This window comes from Lysinibacillus zambalensis (assembly GCF_040183165.1).
Classification (GTDB): domain Bacteria; phylum Bacillota; class Bacilli; order Bacillales_A; family Planococcaceae; genus Lysinibacillus; species Lysinibacillus zambalensis.
Genome location: NZ_JBEGDG010000005.1, coordinates 156,870 through 174,952 on the forward strand (window position 1 = coordinate 156,870; position 18,083 = coordinate 174,952).

Here is an 18,083-nt window from a genome sequence, read left to right on the forward strand (position 1 = left end):
AACAGCTAACAAATATCATTTTTATGCATTTTTACTAATAATCAGTATATTATATATATTTTCAAATCGAGTCAACAATTAGATTATTATAGCAATTTATCTTTTACTAGAAAACGAGTTGATCGACACATTCTTTTATATCAAACTTTTGTAATACTATTTTACTGGAATTGTGACGTTAGCAGATGTCTCAACTTCCATATACGGTGTCTCTAAAATATGAATAATTGGTTTTCCCACATTCGTCTGATAGGATACTAGAAATTTATTTGGTCCAATTGCATGAGCATACTCTATGATTAGGCTTTCACCCGATTCCGACTTAACATCAAGAGATATTAGATTATTATTATAAGGGAAATCACTATCGACATAGAAAGACAGCGTAGCTTTCTGACCCTTATTTGTCACTTCTGTGATAACAAGATCCCCCATCTCACCTTGTGAAATTCGTTGCGGTAATGTATCAGCAAGTGGGACAATTAAATCTTTACGTTCCATATCAAACGAGGAGAAATAATAAGCTATCTTTATATCAGTAATATTTTTATTTAAAGGTTCTGTTAAGTACGTATAAGTTGTACTTTTGTCATCCCCACTTCCTGATTGGTGCAATACTTTCAGTGGAGCTCCGTTTTGGTCCATTATAGTAGCATTTAAAACCCCAGCCTCTTCCGAGAACAATTTATCCGAGGTAGCATCAAATTTCACCTTTATCTTTGTCGATGTTGTTGAAGCCTCCACACTTTCTACACCAAATGAGATGCCATTAACTTTCCCTGATTGACCAGATACTAATTTATGACTATCATTTTTTACTTTTTTTATAGGTGTAGAGAATACCCATTCCCCTTTTGTAGATCCTACTTGTAAAAATTTTAACGTTAAATCAAATTCATCGGGTAATTCTTCGTCGATAGGAAATTCCCATAAACCGCGAAATCCATCTTGATCTTCTAAAACCCGTAAACTTTCACCCGTATTGAGTTCTCTCCCATTAACATACAAAAAGCCTGGTGCGATATCCATATATTTTGGCATTGAAAAAATCACATTCAAACGTGCGCCATCATATACGATCTCCTCTACTGTAATGGCTATACCGTTACTAGTTACCGTTTTATTTAACTTCACCTTATTGTCATCAGAAAGCGCCATTTGTAGCCCTTCATCCTGTTCTACGATATTATACATAAAGCCAAAAAGCGGCATATCTGCTAGCACATTTGCCATTTGAGGAGAGATAAAACCAGAACCTAAAATCAAAACTACACTTGCTACAATAGAAACAATTGCAGTTCTCCAACCTTTTTTGCTTTTTTTCATTTCTGAGCGCATTCCTTTTTCAATAGCTTGATCAAGTTTCTCTAATGGTACGTCAATGTTATTTATAGCTTCTTTAATATTGCTCTCCATAAAGTTCACCCTCCTTGTTTAGAAATTTTTTTAGCTGCTGAATGCCTCTATGCACATTTGTTTTGACTGTCCCCTCTGGACAACCTAATAAATCTGCAATTTCTTTTATTTGCAAATCTCGATAGTATCTCAATAAGATAACGGTTTTATATTTTTCCTCTAATTGTTCAATGGCTTGCAATAAATCTAGCTTTTCATCGTTAGTTAAACTTTGCTCGTGCTCCGGCTGTTGTTCAAGCAACGGAACAATCTTTTCATTTTTTCGTAGCATCTCTAATGCTGTATTAATTAAAATTCTCATTAGCCAAGTGGCAAAATACTGCTCTTCTTTCACTGTATGGATATTGGCATACGCCCTTGTTATTGTCTCCTGCACTACATCTAATGCATCGTTTTCATTTTTCATATAAATATAGGCCATCTTATATAGCTTTAATTTTTCTTCCTGTAACAGCTCTATAAACGCTTGGTCATTCCCCTTTTTCGCCTTTGACAATAATGACTTCACTTTCAATTTTTTCACCATCCTTTCGTGTTTCTATATGTTAGATGTTGTAAATATGTAAATCGTTTCAATAAAATAAAAAACATGGGCACAAAAATTCTCCTCTAGTAAGCATATCTAAAGGAGGATTAAGATAACTGCAGTCATTTCCCAACCTAGTAAATCAATAGTAAAGATGATATTGTACAAGCTATCTAGAAGCAAGGAGAGGACAAAATGGATTCCTATGAAGTATCAACATTAAAAAAGGGCCTTTTGATTTTAGATATATTACGTCAGAAGCATTCTCTTACATTAACTGAAATTATGGAAGAATTATCAATGAATAAGACGTCTGTTTTTCGCATGCTTTATACGCTAGAAAAAATGAATTATGTTCTTAAATATAATAAGTATTATCAATTAAATCCTCATATTTTTAGGGATGAGCACTTATATTGGCACAAAGATATCCAATGGGCGTCTCTCGTAGCGCCATACCAATTAGCCCGCCAAGAAGAAATAACTACTTATATTGGTATTTTGGAAGATTGCGAGATGGTAATAAAAAATGTGATTAGTGAGCCTTTTGAACAGCCTGCTTTTCATGCGATCGATACTCGGACACCTATGCATTCAAGCGCTCTAGGAAAAGTAGTATTAGCTCATCTGTCACCTAAAAAACAACAGGAGCTATTAAATAGTATTGAACTTAACACCTTTACAACAAAAACCTTCTATGATTATGGTCTTTTGATTCCTCATTTACAGGTCATTAAAACTCAAGGATATGCTGTTGATAATGAAGAAACGAATGAAGGTAAATGTTGTATCGCCGTTCCCATTTATGTGAATGAAGAAGTCATCGGGGCAATTGCTTTCCACGGTTCAACGAATCAAATTAAGAAGACTGCCATTCGGTCGTATGCAAAAAAGTTAAGCGATGCAAGTCTGCAATTGACCGAAGAAATTCATTATCTTTTAGCATAATGTTAAGACCTTTAGTTGGTCATTTTTGCAATTAAAATGCACTTGTTTCTATATATGAAACGACAACGATGCATATTGGTTAAATATTCTTTTTTACTCTATTCTGATTACAGAACAACGAGGAGGTAGGACTATGAAACTTCATACTTTGAAAAAAACAAATATCAAGATTTCCGAAATTGGTCTTGGGACGAATGCTGTAGGTGGGCATAACTTATTTGAAAACTTAAATGAACAAGATGGGAAGGAACTAGTTTCAGCTGCACTTGACTTAGGGATAACTTTTATTGATACAGCAGACATTTACGGAAAAGGGCGTTCAGAAGAACTTGTTGGCGAAGTATTAAAAAATTTCTCTAGGGATGAGTTCGTTTTAGCAACAAAAGGAGGTAGACATTGGTTTGAGGATGGTTCAGTAAAAACAGATAATCATCCGCAATATCTACGTGGGGCATTTGAAAATAGTTTGAAACGGCTACAAATGGATTACGTAGATCTATACTACCTACACTTCCCGGATAACGAAACTCCTCTTGCGGAGTCGATTGGTGAATTGTCACGTTTAAAAGAAGAAGGAAAGATCCGAGCAATAGGCATTTCAAACGTAACATTAGAACAGCTTATAGAAGCAAATGTGCATAATGATATTTCTGTCCTACAATCTCCTTACAATATGTTAAATCGTTCAGGAGAGCAGCATTTATTGCCATACTGTATAAAAAATGAAATTTCATTTATTCCTTACGGTCCACTTGCATATGGCCTACTTGGCGGAAAGTATACAAAAGACTTTAAGCTAGGTAAAGGTGACTGGCGAACTTCAGACCCTTTATTCCAAGGCGAATTATTTGAGCAAACATTAGTAAAAGTAGAAGCATTAAAAGGAATTGCAGAGGAAAAGCAAACGACATTACCAAATTTAGCACTTGCTTGGTTATTAGCTCAAGATGGCGTTGATGCAGTTATCCCAGGCGGGAAACATAAAAAACAAGTGGCCAACAATGTGAAAGCAACGGATGTCCTATTAACAAACGAAGATTTAGTGAATATAGAGCGTATTTTAAAATAATTTTAGAACGAAAAAATGCGAAAATGCTGTTATACCAACATTTTCGCATTTTATTTTAATCAGGACGTTCTATCTCAAATATATCTCCAATTTTTGCGTAATTTGAGCCGGCAAGTCTGCTAACTGCTTTTAGTTTTCTTGGATCAATTCGACCTTCATTATAAATGGTCTCATCTATATGAAATTTTACGACTTCACCAATAAACAAATCACCTGTCTGTTCGTCTCCATTCATTAAAGGAATCGACTGTACTAAACGACATTCCATTCGAACTTTCGCCTCTTGAATACCTGGTATAGATATCAATTGGCTATCGATTAATGTAAATTGCGCTCGATCAATCTCACTTTCAGTCACAGGTAAGGACGCGGCTGTTTCATTCACCTGCTTAACATTATCCTCATCTACAATATGCACAACAAATTGTTGCTGATGATGAATATGGCGAGCAGTATCTTTTAAGCGCCCATTTGGTCTTTGAACAGCTAGAGAAATCATCGGCGGATTGGAAGACACGATATTAAAAAAACTAAAAGGCGCGCCATTGATGACCCCTTGCTCTGACTTCGTCGTAACAAAGGCAATAGGTCTCGGAATAATACTGCCAATCAATAACTTATAATTCTCGCGCTCTGTATTTTTCTTAGGATCAATTGAAATCAAACGTCCCATCTCCTTTAATCAAGTGCACGCACTTCGATTGGAATTAATGTTCTTTCCAATTGTTCACGATGCTGTTCGTATTGAGATGGTAACATTAATTGGCTTCCCATTGTCTCAGGTGTCTCATCATGAGCGAATCCTGGTGGATCTGTCGCAATTTCAAATAAAATCTCACCGGGTTCACGGAAATAAATCGCATTAAAATAATTACGATCTTTCACTTCGGTTACATGTTGTCCATGATTCATTACGTGCTCTTGCCATTCTAGGTGATCCACATTATCCTGTGCTCTCCAGGCAATATGATGAACTGTTCCAACGCCCATTTGACCGCGCATACCAGGAACAACTTTTAAATCCACTGTATTGCCAATATCTGCGCTGGATTTGTAACGAGTATACTCGCCTTCTGTTGCTACTTTTTCAAGACCCATAACTTCAGTTAATACTTTTGCTGTCTCTTCTGGGTGACTTGAATACAGTGTTGCACCGCCAAATCCTTTAATGGCAACCTCAGGAGTTACTTCACCAAATGTCCATTCATTCAATTCGCCTTCTGCACGTGCCACTAATTCAATATGAAGTCCGTGTGGATCATCAAATTGTAATACTTGTTCACCAAAGCGTTCAGCTTTTTGGAATGGAATAGTGAATTTCGCAAGACGATTAACCCAAAATGGTAGTGCTCCTTCTGGTACAACATAAGTAGTTACACCAACTTGGCCATCACCAATACGTCCTTGATAAGCATTTGCCCATGGAAAGAATGTAATAATTGTACCAGGTTTACCACCTTTGTTACCGAAGTAAAGATGGTATGTGCCAGGATCATCGAAGTTTACTGTTTGTTTAACTAAACGCAAGCCTAGTACACCAGCATAAAAATCAATATTTTCTTGTGGATGCCCTACAATAGCTGTGATATGGTGAATACCCGCAGTATGTTTTTTCATGTTAACAAGCCCCTTCATGATTAAATATATTTTCTCACCTTTACTTTACCCAATACCGTTCTACCTCAATCTTCGAACATGATTATTAACGAATTGTATATAAAGCTTTTGACCAAGGAATTAATTGATCTAACATTTGGTTAACAGAATCTATTTGCACTTCTTTTGGTTTAAAATCAGTACCATTTTCAAAGTCTGTGAATAGTGACAATGCTGGGTGTACACGGACATCTGCAATTAAAAGTTCACCCATAATACCACGTAAATGTTCAGCTGCTCGTGCACCACCTACAGAGCCATAAGAAACAATACCTGCAGCTTTGTTGTTCCATTCTTCACGTAAATAATCTAGTGCATTTTTTAGAGCACCTGTAATAGAGTGATTGTACTCTTGTACAATGAATACAAACCCATCTTGTTTTGCAATAATTTCTGACCAAGCTTGAGCACCTGAAGCATCTTGCCCTGGCTCACCTAGTAAAGGTAATTTGTAATCTGCAATATCAATAACTGTATAATTAGCATCTCCTCGTTGATCTGCGATTTCTTTTACCCATTGTGCTACTTGCGGACTTACACGACCTTCACGTGTTGATCCGATAATAATTCCGATATTTAATTCTGCCATTGTTTTTTCCTCCTCTTTTTTTGAAGCAAATAATTTATTTAAAAAACCCATTATGATTACCTCCTTATGCTGTAAAACGTTAAATTTTACTTTTTACACGGATTAAAAGGTTCGAATTCGTTTATCTTGAATTAAGTTATCTTGAATTCGAGATAATAATAACACGATGGGTTAATTTACGTCAACATGTTTGTATATAAAAAAAGCTAAGGAATAAATCTAGAATAATGCGTATCAATAAGCAAAGGTTGATTTTCACTCCGAGTTGGCGCTTTCCGCGGGCTTGGCTTCAATCTCCTCGTCACTCCGTTCCTGCGGGGCTTTCCGCCCAAGCTCATCCCGCAGGAGTCGCCACTCTCCGTGAAAAATCAACAGCTCCTCACGAATAGACAAGCTGACCTAAAATAGTAATATAGCTATAATTAACATGATAAGGATATCTATCCTAAATAGGTTTGTTTACTTTTCGCCCAATATAAGTCTCTTCTTTCTCATCATCCTTTTCAACCTATACTTTATTTTAAAAAGGTACATCATCCATCTTAATAGGAGTTGTTCTACCTAAAATCCAATCATCTTTTATTGCACCATATAGAATACTATCAGTTATAGTCCCATCTGCATTTTCCCAGGCATTTCTTAAATAGCCCTCTTTCACAAAGCTAGCTTTCGTAAAGCATTTTCTCATACCGATATTATCGACTCTCGTATATCCTTCGATACGAATCTTACCTTTTTCTCCAAACAGATAGTCTTGTAACCAAAGGAGTGTTTTTACTCCGTATCCTTTGCCTCTATAACGTGTACTTAAACGGATATCGAATAAAGGGATTGTATCTTTTATGTCATGAATTATAATAATCCCGACCTTTTCTTCATTATCAATGATCCAATACGTCTCGCGATCGCTGTAATAGTATCCTTCTGCATACCCCTTTCGAACGGATTCCTCTTTCACATTTTGTTCAGTATGATAAATCCACTTGTTTTGAGTTAATAACTCCACTAAATCTTCAACTTCATCTCCTAAAAGTTGATATTCCATTCATACCATCCTCCAATGAATAAAATAGGGCTCATTTCTATAACGTGGGGGTAGATTAAGTAGTGTACAATGATACGTTACTTTTAAATTCTATGTTTTTCGAATAGTATTCACAACAAATATCATATACTTTAAAGAAGTGTATTTTTTTGGTTACTCACCAAAAGACAGGGACGACATTTGTTAAAATGTTTATCATGTATATAAGTTGATTGGAGTGGAGACTGGGCGACTCCTCGGGGATCAGCGTCACAGATGAGACCCTGGAGCGCAGCGAAGCGGCTCATCGGACGCCCCCAGGAAAGCGCCCAGTCGGAACGGAAATCAACCACACGCTTTGGTGATGGGCTATATTTTTGTTAAATTTACTTCATGGATTAAAGTTCATGACTATGAAATTATGAAGGGAAAACTTATAAAGGAAATAGGTGAAAACGACAATGAAAACAACCCCCATATATAAAGCTATATTAGTATGTTTATTATTAATTCCGTTTAATCTATTTCTATCAGTCTCACAAATCTCCGCTGCAGAACAAGACATTAAGAGTACTATAGACAATTATGTTGAAAACTTTTTGGAAGAGCAACGAATTCCAGGAGCATCTATTGCTATCGTTCATAAAAATAATATCTTTTACTCTAAATCGTGGGGTGTAACTGGAGAATCCGAAGAAAAAATAACTGCTGAAACTCCATTTGTAACCGGCTCTATCAGTAAGTCGTTAACTGGCTTAGCCATTATGAGATTGGTTGATGCAGGCACCATTCAATTAGATGATCCCGTTCAAAAGTATATGCCCTGGTTTACACTTAAAGATAACAAGGCCGCTTCCCAAATAACGATTAAACATTTGCTTACCCAAATAAGTGGGATAAGCACTTATTCTGGCTTATCTATATCGGACAAAGAATCTAATGATTTGAGTGCTATAAAGGAAAATGTAGAAAGTTTATCGAATATTAAACTGACTGCTGCACCTGGAGAAAAGCATCAGTATAGTAATGCTAACTTTTCTATTCTTGGCGCTCTCATCGAAGAAGTGACTAATCAAACATTTTCTGAATATATGGAGGATCAAGTTTTTTCTCCATTAGGGATGAAAAATGCAGCCGCTAATAGTAACATGGCCTATGAAAATGGATACTTATCTGGTTATCAATCATGGCTTGGTCACCCTGTCAAAAGTGCAGTCACCTATGATAATGGAGGTGCACCGTATGGATATATGACGGCAAGTGCAACAGACATGGTGCAGTATATTAAACTTCTTAGTCAACATAAGCAAAACAATTTTTTAAGTAAAAATGCGATGAACCTATATATATCACCGTTTGTTCGAACTAGTAAATCTCGATATTACGGCCTTGGTGTACGAATCTCCTATCCTGAATCTAAAGAAGAAATGATATGGCATTCTGGTTCAAATCCTGACGCACGCTCAGAAGTATTTTATCTACCAGAAACCGATTGGGGCGGTGTGATTCTCACTAACAAAAGTCATATATTAGAGGAAAAGTCCCTTCTTTACTTAAAACAAGGGATTATCAATATTTTAAATGGGAAAGAGCCTGTTGACGCACCTAAATATAAACCAACATTACAAATCATAGCAATTGCTATAATCTGTTTACTTTTTGTGATGTTTATTTATCTTTTAATAAAGGTTAAAGCTAAAAACGTGAATAAAAGAGGCGTGTTGGGTATATTCGGTTTCATACTTTTAGTTTTAGCCATGATTTCAATTCCATTATTAAGCTATAGTATAGAAACACCTTGGCATACGATTAGATATTTTGCTCCTGATATTGCATTTTTGACTATAATGATGGTTACTCTTTTAACTTTGAACGGCTTATTTTCTATATATATTTCATTTAAACGACGACAAAAAAGACAACTTCTCTAAGTAGGAGTTGTCTTTTGTAGTTATACTTGTATGATCGAGGAAAAAGCTACATATCTAAAATTGATTATTCATCGCCATGTCCATATCCTGCTTCCGAGGCCTCAGCATCTGCTTTCGTAACATGTACCGTACCAAACGGATGGTTAGGAGGAGCGTATATCGAATAAAGCTTTAGTGGCACATTCCCTGTATTTGTGAGGTTATGCCATGTTCCAGCAGGTACTACTATGGCATAATTTTCATAGACCCTTCTTTCGTAGTTTAAATTGCTTTTACTAGGGCCCATTTGAGCAAGTCCCTCACCCTGTTCAATATATAAAAATTGCTCAACATTTGGGTGTACTTCCAAACCAATATTATCACCAACATTAATACTCATTAAAGTAATCTGTAAGTTCTTTCCCGTCCACAATGCCGTACGATACGTATCGTTTTGCTTTGTTGCATTTTCAAGATCGATGACAAGTGGCTGAGCTCCATAATCTTTAAATTCAATACTTCCACCATTGGAAAAACGAGAAGGTTCAGCGCTGTTCGCATACCCTACCTGATAAGGAAGTGTCCAATAAACTAGGTGATCTCCATAGTTATACATAGGCATGTTTCCGTAATAAGGAATGTAGTACATTTTCTCAATCCCCTCACACATTATAAGAACATCCTATGCAACTTGCTAAGGAATTGTACTCCATTTAACATCATCGTTAGACATAACACTTTGAACTACTGATAGCTTTAAGGAGTCCACTTGTTACAACGGGTCTATACATCAAAATTCTCTTAATGAATTAACGATGCTCTTAAAGTAGTTATTCCGTTTTCTAAATATCCCTTTAAGCAAGTTAATGTATACACCCAGCCTTCTTTTTGTTCCATCATTTTTGCTATTACATCCGGGTTTTCTTCCTTAAATCCTGATTCAACTACTTTAATAACTGTATTTGAATCCTCCCCCGTAAGTGTAATTGTAACCATCGTTCCGTTCCCATGTTCTTCTCCCCAAGTAAACGCAATAGTCCTATTTATCTCGATATCAAGCACAGTAATAACAACCTCTGCTTTATACTCATCATATTTTAAAGTAAGCTTTTTTCCCTTTTCCCATCTCTCTGAACTACTTGAGAACCAAAAGCCCCCGATTTTATTTGGAGATACAATAGCTTCAAATACTTCACTTGCAGGCTTATGGATTTTTAATTTGGTAATTACGTCAGTATTCATTATTAATCATCATCCTTTTATCAAATTATGCTCGGTACAAAAACATTTGCTGTAAGTAGTTAAACTCTTTCTAAAATTTCCCCATTTCCTTTTTTACTATTCCCACACAGTTCTTAATTCACCATATGTAAGATTATATTTTGAAAATGTAGTGTAAAGAAAGTACGATTCTCCAAAATGAAGAATAGCACTTCGAGAGGTATGTTTAATACTAGCCTTGTAAACAATCTCTCCAATTCGATATTTCCCCTGATAAAGGACATACTATCAATTATAGATTTATCAAAAATGAACATTCCAAAAAGTATATAATTTGACTAGAACTTGATATAGTATGTATTTAGGAATAATCAATTTGTTTGGTGGTGTATATATGAAGAAGTTCAGTATGGATTTTTTAATGATTACGGTCGGAGCGTTGCTTTTTGCACTAGCTGTAAACTTATTTGTTATACCTAATGATTTAGGTGAAGGTGGCGTAACAGGTGTAACAATCATTGCTTATTATTTGTTCGGATGGTCGCCTAGTATTGTAAGCCTTGTGTTAAACGCAGCTTTATTAGCAGTTGGTTATAAATTTTTAAGTAGACAAACGACTATTTATACGATTATTGCAGTATCCCTTCATTCACTCTTTTTACATTTAACAGAATCGTGGTCAATTTCTTCAAATGAAATTATCGTGAATACTATTTTTGGCGGAGTGTTCGCCGGAGTTGGCATAGGCTTAATTATAAGAGTTGGTGGAACAACAGCAGGTTCAACAATCTTAGCTAGAATGACCAATAAATATTTAGGCTGGAGTATTAGTTATGGTTTATTGTTTTTTGATTTAATCGTTGCTTTTTCATCTTATTTTATTATTGGGGCAGAAGCATTAATGCTTACTATTATTATGCTTTATGTCGGTACTAAGGTGATGGAGTTTGTTATTGAAGGTGTGAATCCAAAAAAAGCTGTTACAATCATTTCGAAAAAACCAGAAGAGATTGCCAGTCATGTAAATGGTTTTATGAATCGAGGCGTGACAGTCCTATCAGGTCATGGCTATTATACGAAGGAGCAAAAAGAAATTCTGTATATTGTCATTAGTAAACAAGAAGTTGTAAAACTGAAGAAAATCGTCAAAGAAATAGACAAGGATGCCTTTATTGCCATTCATGATGTACGAGATGTCTTTGGACATGGATTTATTGAATTATCAAAGGCTTAAAAGACAACTGAGAAAAACACCTTTTGTTGAAAATGGGTTCAATCCCCTATCAACATTAAAGGTGTTTTTTAGCCATCCATACTTCACTGAACCCTTTATTCTCTAACCTGTAAGGAAGTTTCAATAATCGTATCTAAAAGTTGTGTATAAGACATTCCTGCCGAGGATGCGCTTTTTGGCAGTAAGCTGTTTTTTGTCATTCCTGGCAATGTGTTTACCTCCATGACATATGGAATTCCATCCTTGAGCATCATATCAATTCTGGCATAAACACTACATTTTAATGCGTCATAACTGGCCTTTGCAGCGTTAGCAACTCGGTCATGTATGGCTGGCGGAAGTTCTACAACCTCCTCTATCGTTGCAGCATCTTCGTATTTCGCCTTGTAATCAAAAAATGTTGCTGTATGGCAAATCGAAATAATCGGTAAAAGCTTACCATCTATAATAGAGCATGTTATTTCTTCACCCTTTATATATTTCTCAATAATGATCTCAGCATCCCAATTGAATACTTCCTCAACTGAAGTGAGTAAAGAATCTTTATCATAAACTATTTTTACCCCTACACTGGAGCCACCCGAATTAGGCTTTACTACTAACGGATATCCCATTTTGTCTAATTCATCCCACTTAAGCTCCTCAATATTCGAAAGATGAAGCCAATTTGGAGTTTCAATTCCTTCATAACGTAAGATTTTTTTCGATATATTTTTATCCATACAAATACCGCTAGATAGCATCCCACTTCCGGTATATGGAACACCCAACGTTTCTAGCACACCTTGAATCGTTCCATCTTCTCCAAATTTTCCGTGAAGCGCTAGCAGGGCTATATCGAGGTTTTTCACCCTTTCTATAAGCTCTTTTTTATCATGTAATTCAATTGGTACAACTTCATATTTACTCTTATCTAAATGAGCAATCATTTCTTCTCCTGTCATAATCGAGACCTGCTTTTCAGAGGAAACGCCCCCCATTATCACGCCAACCTTCATATTTTCAACTCCCCATTTCATTTTTCAAGGTATCTCCAATAATCTTAATCCCACGCACAATATCCTCTTCTGTTAGCCGAGAAAATCCTAAGCGAAATGTGTTACTTCCTTCGCCATTGCTGTAAAAAACATCTCCAGGATAATAAACAACTCCCTTTTGATAGCACTTTTCCAATAATATACGTGCATTCATACATTCTTCTAGCTCAATAAAGAGATGCAATCCACCATCTCCTGTCATTCTCTTAAAGGGAATGTATTGATGGCATGCTTGACGGGCTAGTTCATATTTTTTCTTATATACGAACTTAGCCTTTTTTAAGTATTTTTCAAAATAGCCATCCTGTAAATATTGATAAAGGACAGCCTGATCCAGTGTCGATGTATGAATAGTACGGGCTCTTTTCATACTTTCCAGACAATTGATGAGCTCCTTATCTGCTAATATCCAACCAACACGTAAGCCAGGAAAAAGAATTTTAGAAAAGCTACTGATATAAATAACATTGTTGCCCTCACCGATAAAAGTCATTAACGGTGCTAAATGCGAACCTGAATAACGTAATTCTTCATTAAAGCCATCCTCTACAATTGGAATTTGATATTGTGAAAAAAGCTTAATAATTTCAGCTCTTTTTTCAGAGGATGTAACAATGCCTGTCGGGTTATGATAAGACGGGATTAAGTAGGCAAAATCAAATTCCTTTTCCGACAAGCTTCTCTCAACTTGTTCAATATCGATACCATCATCCTTCATGTCGATTCCGTGGATGTCAAATCCATGTAAGCGAAAAAGCTTTAATGCCGCATGATGAGTAGGATTTTCGCAAATAACACGTCCAGATTTTTTCGCTAAAGAAGATAATAAAATATCCAATCCCTCGGTAAAGCCATTCGTAATCAAAATATCCTTATTGGAAATATCTACGCCCTTCATTTCCATATAGTGAAGAAGGTACTCGATTAACGGTTTATAACCCTTTGCGTATCCGTAATTCAAAACGATATCTCCTTCAAGGGACATCCGAGTCAGAAAGGCTCTTTTAAAATTTTCAACATCAAAAAGCTTTTCTTCGGGGGCAACGCTATTAAAGGAAATCATGCCTTTTTCCCAGTGAATATCTTGCTTCATTAAATCTAATTCATCAGCTAATAAGGTAGCTTTATTAAGCCTTTCCTTCCATTTAAGCTCGATGGAAGGTGCTTTCAATGTTGCGACCTTCCCCACAAAGTTTCCTTTTCCTTTTATCGCATAGATAATGCCCTCTTGCTCTAAATCTGCATATGCATTCAGTACCGTATTTCTACTGACCAATAATAATTTACTTAGTTCACGGGTTGACGGAAGCTTCTGATGCTCCAGCAAGTGTCCCTTCATAATCTTTTCTTTCAAATAATCTTTTAACTGAATATAAACCGGACGATCATCGATAAGCTTAAAATCATTAAACATTTCCTTGACCTCCTTGCTTTATTTTTGCATAACCGTATCTAACTCAAAAGGTCCACAGTATATGTATTTTTCCTTCATAGTGGTATGGTTCCAACCTCAAAAGAATGCAATCCTTCAGCATGAAGAATTGCACCTATTATATGCTATTTATTATTTTTATTCTTGAACATGAATCGTTGTATATTTAATAAATTCTAATTGAACACTTCGAAAATATTCATGACTTCATATAAGATCTTAAAGCACTAATCTTACTTTTTTCCTGGGAATAAGTAATCATTTTGATATACGGTTCTTTGTTAACAGCCCTCTAAAGAATCTGCTTCACTTCTTAAAAGGAATATTTCTACATTTTTAAATGTTATATTATATTTATGGATATTTTATCTAAATCAATTACACTAAACATAAGATAAAGTGAAACTTTAATCGACGGGGGTTTTCTTCAGCCTCCACCAATTGTTACTGCCTGTTACTACGGGAAAACAGAAAGGAGTTGCAACATGAAAGAAATCTTAACGATTACAAATTTGACGAAAAGTTATGGTAGCAAGGAAATTTTAAAAGGAATCGACTTGCACGTCTCAAGAGGTGAAATCATTGGCTATATCGGCCCGAACGGTGCTGGTAAAAGTACGACTGTCAAAATCATTTTAGGAATTGAAGGTGATTACGGTGGAGAAATTAAGCTTTTCGGAGAGAATATCGGCAAAGACAGCCTTGAATATAAACGAAGAATTGGCTATGTACCGGAGATAGCCGACGTTTATGATAATTTAACGGGGTATGAGTATTTAACCTTCATCGGGCAGCTGTATGGTCTTGAATTAGAGGTGGCTGCTGATAAATCAAAATCCCTAATGGAATTGTTCGGTGTTGGAGAAGCATATCATTCAAGAATATCTTCTTATTCGAAAGGGATGCGGCAAAAGCTATTAATTATCGCTAGCCTTATACATAACCCCGACTTGTTATTTTTAGATGAGCCAATCAATGGATTAGATGCGAATAGTGTGATGATTTTCAAAGAAATTTTGACTCAATTAGCTGCCCAAGGAAAAACAATATTTTATTCCTCTCATATCATGGATGTTGTCGAAAAAATCAGTAGTCGTATCATCCTGTTGAATGATGGGAAAATTGCTGCCGACGGGACATTTGCCCAACTACAGGCAGACAATACTGAAGGAACTCTGGAAAGAATTTTCAACCAATTGACAGGCTTCCATGATCATCAGGAAATTGGCGAGAAATTCGTTTCTATTGTACAAGAGGTATGATCATGAAAGATTTCAAAATCCTACAATTGCTTGATAAAATTCAATTTATCTTTGTGAAAATGGGCGTCGATTACGACATCATGCGCAAGATCCTCCATATTAAACTAACAATGGATGAGCGCAAAGTACCGACAATATTTAACCAAGCATCAAATAAAAACAAAGAAGATCAAAAATACGGCTACATCAAATCTTTATGGATTTATGTTTTATTTGGGCTTATGTTAATTCCTTTTATGGGATTTGGTCAAAACTATCTTTTCCAGATGAGTATTACTTATGCCATGATTATTTTTATCATCATGACAACATTGATTTCTGATTTTTCTTCCGTACTTTTGGATGTACGGGACAGAAGCATTCTCTCGACCAAGCCTATCTCTGCTAGAACGATCAATGCAGCCAAGTTTATGCATATTTTCATCTACTTGACGTATTTAACGATTGCTTTTACTGCCATCTCCCTAGTCGTTGGCCTATTCAGCCAAGGAATTGTATTCTTTATTTTAACGTTGCTCTTACTAGTTTTAATTAATATTTTTATTGTCGTATTAACTGCTGTTTTATATATTGCTATTTTAAGATTCTTTGATGGTGAAAAGCTGAAAGATATCATCAATTATGTACAAATCGGCTTATCCTTAATGCTGATGATTGGCTATCAAGTTCTTATTAGATCCTTTGAATTCGTCAATTTTGATATGGTCGTAACATTTCATTGGTGGAGTGTTTTTCTCATTCCTATGTGGTTTGCCGCTCCTTATGAGTTACTGCTAAACGATGACATCTCTTTATTTACGGTGATATTTAGTATTTTAGCTGTCGTCATGCCAATCATCTCGATATGGCTTTACCTAAAGCTAATTCCAACCTTTGAACGTAATCTACAAAAACTATTAAACACAAGCAAATCGAAAAAAGAAAAGAACAATCGACTTAAGTCGCTTTTGTTAACAATCATTTGTAGAACGCATGAAGAAAGAGCTTTTTACCGCTTCGCCTCCCTTATGATGAAGCAGGAGCGAGAGTTTAAGCTGAAAGTATATCCATCTTTAGGATTTTCGTTTGTCATTCCATTTATTTTCATGTTTTCTTTTTCAAGGAACGAAGCTATTGATTATTCCGTTAGCATGGGCTATTTAAATATTTATTTCAGCATGCTAATTATTCCGACAGCTGTGCTTTTGCTTAGGCATTCAGGCAAATATAAAGCAGCTTGGATCTATAAAGTCTTTCCAATGAAAGATTATACAAACTTAAAAAAAGGTAGCTTAAAAGCTTTTTTGATAAAGTTGTATATTCCATTGTATATTGTTCTGAGCATCATTTTCTGCTTCATTTATGGTACGAGAATTATCCCTGATTTACTGACGGTTTTAGTAGCAAGCTGCATGTACACAGTCATTTGTTACCTCGGAATGGGAAGCAAGATTCCTTTCACAAAGCCTTATAATGAAGTTGGCGATGCCCAGAGTTGGAAAACTCTTTTGTTGTTAATTCCATTAGGTATGCTGGCGGGGCTACACTATTTAATAGCTAGTCAGATTTCCTTTGGGTCAATTATTTATCTAATTGTGCTTGTTATTTTGAATTTTATTATATGGAAACTAGTTTTTAAACGAACACCGTAATATTTAGTGACCTTAAAAATCCAGCAAGCTATACTAACCATCCCTTTGCTTAGTGGATGCCCCTCCTAGCTAAATTTAATTAACTATCATGTATAAATAACTTGGTCTAATCGGATCAAGTTATTTTTCATTAGCTTTTTTAACTTTCTCACTAGCTACAACAACAATTAAATGTAATACAGAGATAATTACAGCAATACTCGCACCGATATTATAAGCTTCTAAATTGTATAAATTTATAAATGTAATGCCTACATTATCTAAAGTGCTAAATAGATTGTCAGTTCCCCTTAAACCAGCCTCAATTTTATCCAATAACCCAAAAACAATAAAAATTCCAAGTAAAGTCACTAATGTAGAAATAAGAGCTTTTACAATCGATTTGCCCATAATTACCCTCCTCCTATAAAAACATTTCATTAGATGTGTTTGCAGAGCTACACTTATTTAATAGCTAACCAATTAGGGTGAAGCTGTTTTTTTGTTGGAGCTTATAAGTAAAAAATCGCTTTAAAAAGCTTTTCTCTCATATATACGGATAGATAGTAGCCATGACCCAATATACAATATAGCAATTGTAAGGATAGCTACGAGATACATTTGCGTTTCTTGTAAAGCTAGGAACTTTCGTGTCAATTCCCTTAATGTTTCATTTAAATTAGGGACTAAAAACTTAATCGTTGCTAGATAGATGCCAAATAAAGCACCTGCAGCAAACACTAAATATTGCCTTTTAAATTTATAAAACACTGGGAGCATGAATGAAATAGCGACCATAACAAGCCCCATAATAAATAATATAGCTTTCCACGAAAACGGCGTTTCTTTTCCATTTAACAGGAAACTCCCTCCGTAAGTAAGCATTATAAATAGTGATGTAAATATTAATACACCTATATACCTCGAAGAAACAATTTCCTTTCTCGTATATGGAAGCGAATTGAGCAGAATATTAGCGTTATCTTTTTCATCATAAGACAAAGCCATATTAATAAATGATAGACTACATACAACTACAATAGGAATTGGAGAAACATCTATCAGTAAGTAAATCATTATAGAAGCAATGTAAATTAAAAATACTTTCTTTTGTATTAAAATATCCTTAAATATAAGGTTAAACATACA

At 35.4% G+C, this 18,083-nt stretch carries 18 protein-coding genes; 6 read left to right on the top strand and 12 right to left on the bottom strand.

Translation table 11 applies throughout. The features are described 5' to 3' along the window. Positions 1-156: 156 nt before the first annotated feature. Together ABNX05_RS09295 and ABNX05_RS09300 are read right to left on the bottom strand one after the other, a co-directional pair. Positions 157-1,416 (bottom strand): DUF4179 domain-containing protein, encoded by a 1,260-nt coding sequence (locus tag ABNX05_RS09295; RefSeq protein ID WP_349659457.1) that lies wholly within the window; start codon positions 1,414-1,416, stop codon positions 157-159. Then, positions 1,400-1,924 carry a sigma-70 family RNA polymerase sigma factor gene (locus ABNX05_RS09300; protein ID WP_349659515.1) on the bottom strand — a complete coding sequence of 175 codons (525 nt, stop codon included), beginning with the start codon at positions 1,922-1,924 and terminating at the stop codon, positions 1,400-1,402. Before ABNX05_RS09300 ends, ABNX05_RS09295 begins: the two co-directional genes overlap by 17 nt. Before the next feature lie 213 nt (positions 1,925-2,137). Here ABNX05_RS09300 and ABNX05_RS09305 point away from each other — a divergent pair, with 213 nt between their 5' ends. Continuing rightward, positions 2,138-2,890, top strand: coding sequence for an IclR family transcriptional regulator (locus ABNX05_RS09305; protein WP_349659458.1), 753 nt, complete (start codon positions 2,138-2,140; stop codon positions 2,888-2,890). A gap of 133 nt (positions 2,891-3,023) precedes the next feature. After that, the gene (locus ABNX05_RS09310; RefSeq protein WP_349659459.1) at positions 3,024-3,959 is read left to right on the top strand and encodes an aldo/keto reductase; all 936 of its coding nucleotides are present in this window, start codon (positions 3,024-3,026) and stop codon (positions 3,957-3,959) included. Positions 3,960-4,014: 55 nt separating this feature from the next. Here the strand turns inward: ABNX05_RS09310 and ABNX05_RS09315 are convergent, their stop codons facing one another. The 4 genes from ABNX05_RS09315 to ABNX05_RS09330 all read right to left on the bottom strand — a co-directional run bounded on the left by ABNX05_RS09315 (position 4,015) and on the right by ABNX05_RS09330 (position 7,249). After that, positions 4,015-4,623, bottom strand: a complete 609-nt coding sequence (locus ABNX05_RS09315; RefSeq protein WP_349659460.1) for a flavin reductase family protein — start codon at positions 4,621-4,623, stop codon at positions 4,015-4,017. 14 nt (positions 4,624-4,637) lie between these two features. Continuing rightward, positions 4,638-5,576 carry a ring-cleaving dioxygenase gene (locus ABNX05_RS09320; RefSeq protein WP_349659461.1) on the bottom strand — a complete coding sequence of 313 codons (939 nt, stop codon included), beginning with the start codon at positions 5,574-5,576 and terminating at the stop codon, positions 4,638-4,640. Positions 5,577-5,661: 85 nt separating this feature from the next. Next, on the bottom strand, positions 5,662-6,255 hold the full coding sequence (locus ABNX05_RS09325) for an NADPH-dependent FMN reductase (RefSeq protein WP_349659462.1): 594 nt from the start codon (positions 6,253-6,255) through the stop codon (positions 5,662-5,664). 469 nt (positions 6,256-6,724) lie between these two features. Next, complete coding sequence (locus ABNX05_RS09330; RefSeq protein ID WP_349659463.1) at positions 6,725-7,249, bottom strand: GNAT family N-acetyltransferase; 525 nt, start codon at positions 7,247-7,249, stop codon at positions 6,725-6,727. Positions 7,250-7,689: 440 nt separating this feature from the next. Between ABNX05_RS09330 and ABNX05_RS09335 the strand changes: the two genes are divergently transcribed. Further along, positions 7,690-9,159, top strand: coding sequence for a serine hydrolase domain-containing protein (locus ABNX05_RS09335; protein ID WP_349659464.1), 1,470 nt, complete (start codon positions 7,690-7,692; stop codon positions 9,157-9,159). A 64-nt stretch (positions 9,160-9,223) separates the two neighbouring features. On the opposite strand, the gene ABNX05_RS09340 is transcribed toward ABNX05_RS09335, so the two are convergent. Both ABNX05_RS09340 and ABNX05_RS09345 read right to left on the bottom strand, forming a co-directional pair. Next, entirely contained in the window at positions 9,224-9,808 is a 585-nt protein-coding gene (locus ABNX05_RS09340) for a cupin domain-containing protein (protein WP_432760134.1), read from the bottom strand. A 131-nt stretch (positions 9,809-9,939) separates the two neighbouring features. Beyond that, on the bottom strand, positions 9,940-10,380 hold the full coding sequence (locus ABNX05_RS09345) for an SRPBCC domain-containing protein (RefSeq protein WP_349659465.1): 441 nt from the start codon (positions 10,378-10,380) through the stop codon (positions 9,940-9,942). Between the two features lie 373 nt (positions 10,381-10,753). Here ABNX05_RS09345 and ABNX05_RS09350 point away from each other — a divergent pair, with 373 nt between their 5' ends. Continuing rightward, a complete protein-coding gene (locus ABNX05_RS09350; protein WP_349659466.1) occupies positions 10,754-11,593 on the top strand; it encodes a YitT family protein in 840 nt (279 codons plus the stop codon). Positions 11,594-11,688: 95 nt separating this feature from the next. On the opposite strand, the gene ABNX05_RS09355 is transcribed toward ABNX05_RS09350, so the two are convergent. Together ABNX05_RS09355 and pdxR are read right to left on the bottom strand one after the other, a co-directional pair. Continuing rightward, complete coding sequence (locus ABNX05_RS09355) at positions 11,689-12,591, bottom strand: D-alanine--D-alanine ligase (RefSeq protein WP_349659467.1); 903 nt, start codon at positions 12,589-12,591, stop codon at positions 11,689-11,691. Positions 12,592-12,595: 4 nt separating this feature from the next. Further along, on the bottom strand, positions 12,596-14,044 hold the full coding sequence (gene pdxR, locus ABNX05_RS09360; protein WP_349659468.1) for a MocR-like pyridoxine biosynthesis transcription factor PdxR: 1,449 nt from the start codon (positions 14,042-14,044) through the stop codon (positions 12,596-12,598). A gap of 503 nt (positions 14,045-14,547) precedes the next feature. Here pdxR and ABNX05_RS09365 point away from each other — a divergent pair. Both ABNX05_RS09365 and ABNX05_RS09370 read left to right on the top strand, forming a co-directional pair. Next, the gene (locus ABNX05_RS09365; RefSeq protein ID WP_349659469.1) at positions 14,548-15,324 is read left to right on the top strand and encodes an ABC transporter ATP-binding protein; all 777 of its coding nucleotides are present in this window, start codon (positions 14,548-14,550) and stop codon (positions 15,322-15,324) included. Positions 15,325-15,326: 2 nt separating this feature from the next. Next, positions 15,327-16,955: a hypothetical protein gene (locus ABNX05_RS09370; protein ID WP_349659470.1), complete on the top strand. Its 1,629-nt coding sequence runs from the start codon at positions 15,327-15,329 to the stop codon at positions 16,953-16,955. A gap of 120 nt (positions 16,956-17,075) precedes the next feature. Here ABNX05_RS09370 and ABNX05_RS09375 read toward each other — a convergent pair whose 3' ends face one another. Both ABNX05_RS09375 and ABNX05_RS09380 read right to left on the bottom strand, forming a co-directional pair. Then, positions 17,076-17,345 (bottom strand): hypothetical protein, encoded by a 270-nt coding sequence (locus ABNX05_RS09375; RefSeq protein WP_349659471.1) that lies wholly within the window; start codon positions 17,343-17,345, stop codon positions 17,076-17,078. A 120-nt stretch (positions 17,346-17,465) separates the two neighbouring features. After that, the gene (locus ABNX05_RS09380; RefSeq protein ID WP_349659472.1) at positions 17,466-18,080 is read right to left on the bottom strand and encodes an ABC-2 transporter permease; all 615 of its coding nucleotides are present in this window, start codon (positions 18,078-18,080) and stop codon (positions 17,466-17,468) included. Positions 18,081-18,083 lie beyond the last annotated feature (3 nt).

Coding starts and splice junctions, on each gene's coding strand:
- ABNX05_RS09295 (WP_349659457.1), bottom strand. CDS start 1,416: ATGGAGAGCAATATTAAAGAAGCTATAAATAACATTGACGTACCATTA.
- ABNX05_RS09305 (WP_349659458.1), top strand. CDS start 2,138: ATGGATTCCTATGAAGTATCAACATTAAAAAAGGGCCTTTTGATTTTA.
- ABNX05_RS09310 (WP_349659459.1), top strand. CDS start 3,024: ATGAAACTTCATACTTTGAAAAAAACAAATATCAAGATTTCCGAAATT.
- ABNX05_RS09320 (WP_349659461.1), bottom strand. CDS start 5,576: ATGAAAAAACATACTGCGGGTATTCACCATATCACAGCTATTGTAGGG.
- ABNX05_RS09325 (WP_349659462.1), bottom strand. CDS start 6,255: ATGGGTTTTTTAAATAAATTATTTGCTTCAAAAAAAGAGGAGGAAAAA.
- ABNX05_RS09330 (WP_349659463.1), bottom strand. CDS start 7,249: ATGGAATATCAACTTTTAGGAGATGAAGTTGAAGATTTAGTGGAGTTA.
- ABNX05_RS09335 (WP_349659464.1), top strand. CDS start 7,690: ATGAAAACAACCCCCATATATAAAGCTATATTAGTATGTTTATTATTA.
- ABNX05_RS09340 (WP_432760134.1), bottom strand. CDS start 9,808: ATGTGTGAGGGGATTGAGAAAATGTACTACATTCCTTATTACGGAAAC.
- ABNX05_RS09345 (WP_349659465.1), bottom strand. CDS start 10,380: ATGAATACTGACGTAATTACCAAATTAAAAATCCATAAGCCTGCAAGT.
- ABNX05_RS09350 (WP_349659466.1), top strand. CDS start 10,754: ATGAAGAAGTTCAGTATGGATTTTTTAATGATTACGGTCGGAGCGTTG.
- ABNX05_RS09355 (WP_349659467.1), bottom strand. CDS start 12,591: ATGAAGGTTGGCGTGATAATGGGGGGCGTTTCCTCTGAAAAGCAGGTC.
- pdxR (WP_349659468.1), bottom strand. CDS start 14,044: ATGTTTAATGATTTTAAGCTTATCGATGATCGTCCGGTTTATATTCAG.
- ABNX05_RS09365 (WP_349659469.1), top strand. CDS start 14,548: ATGAAAGAAATCTTAACGATTACAAATTTGACGAAAAGTTATGGTAGC.
- ABNX05_RS09370 (WP_349659470.1), top strand. CDS start 15,327: ATGAAAGATTTCAAAATCCTACAATTGCTTGATAAAATTCAATTTATC.
- ABNX05_RS09375 (WP_349659471.1), bottom strand. CDS start 17,345: ATGGGCAAATCGATTGTAAAAGCTCTTATTTCTACATTAGTGACTTTA.
- ABNX05_RS09380 (WP_349659472.1), bottom strand. CDS start 18,080: ATGTTTAACCTTATATTTAAGGATATTTTAATACAAAAGAAAGTATTT.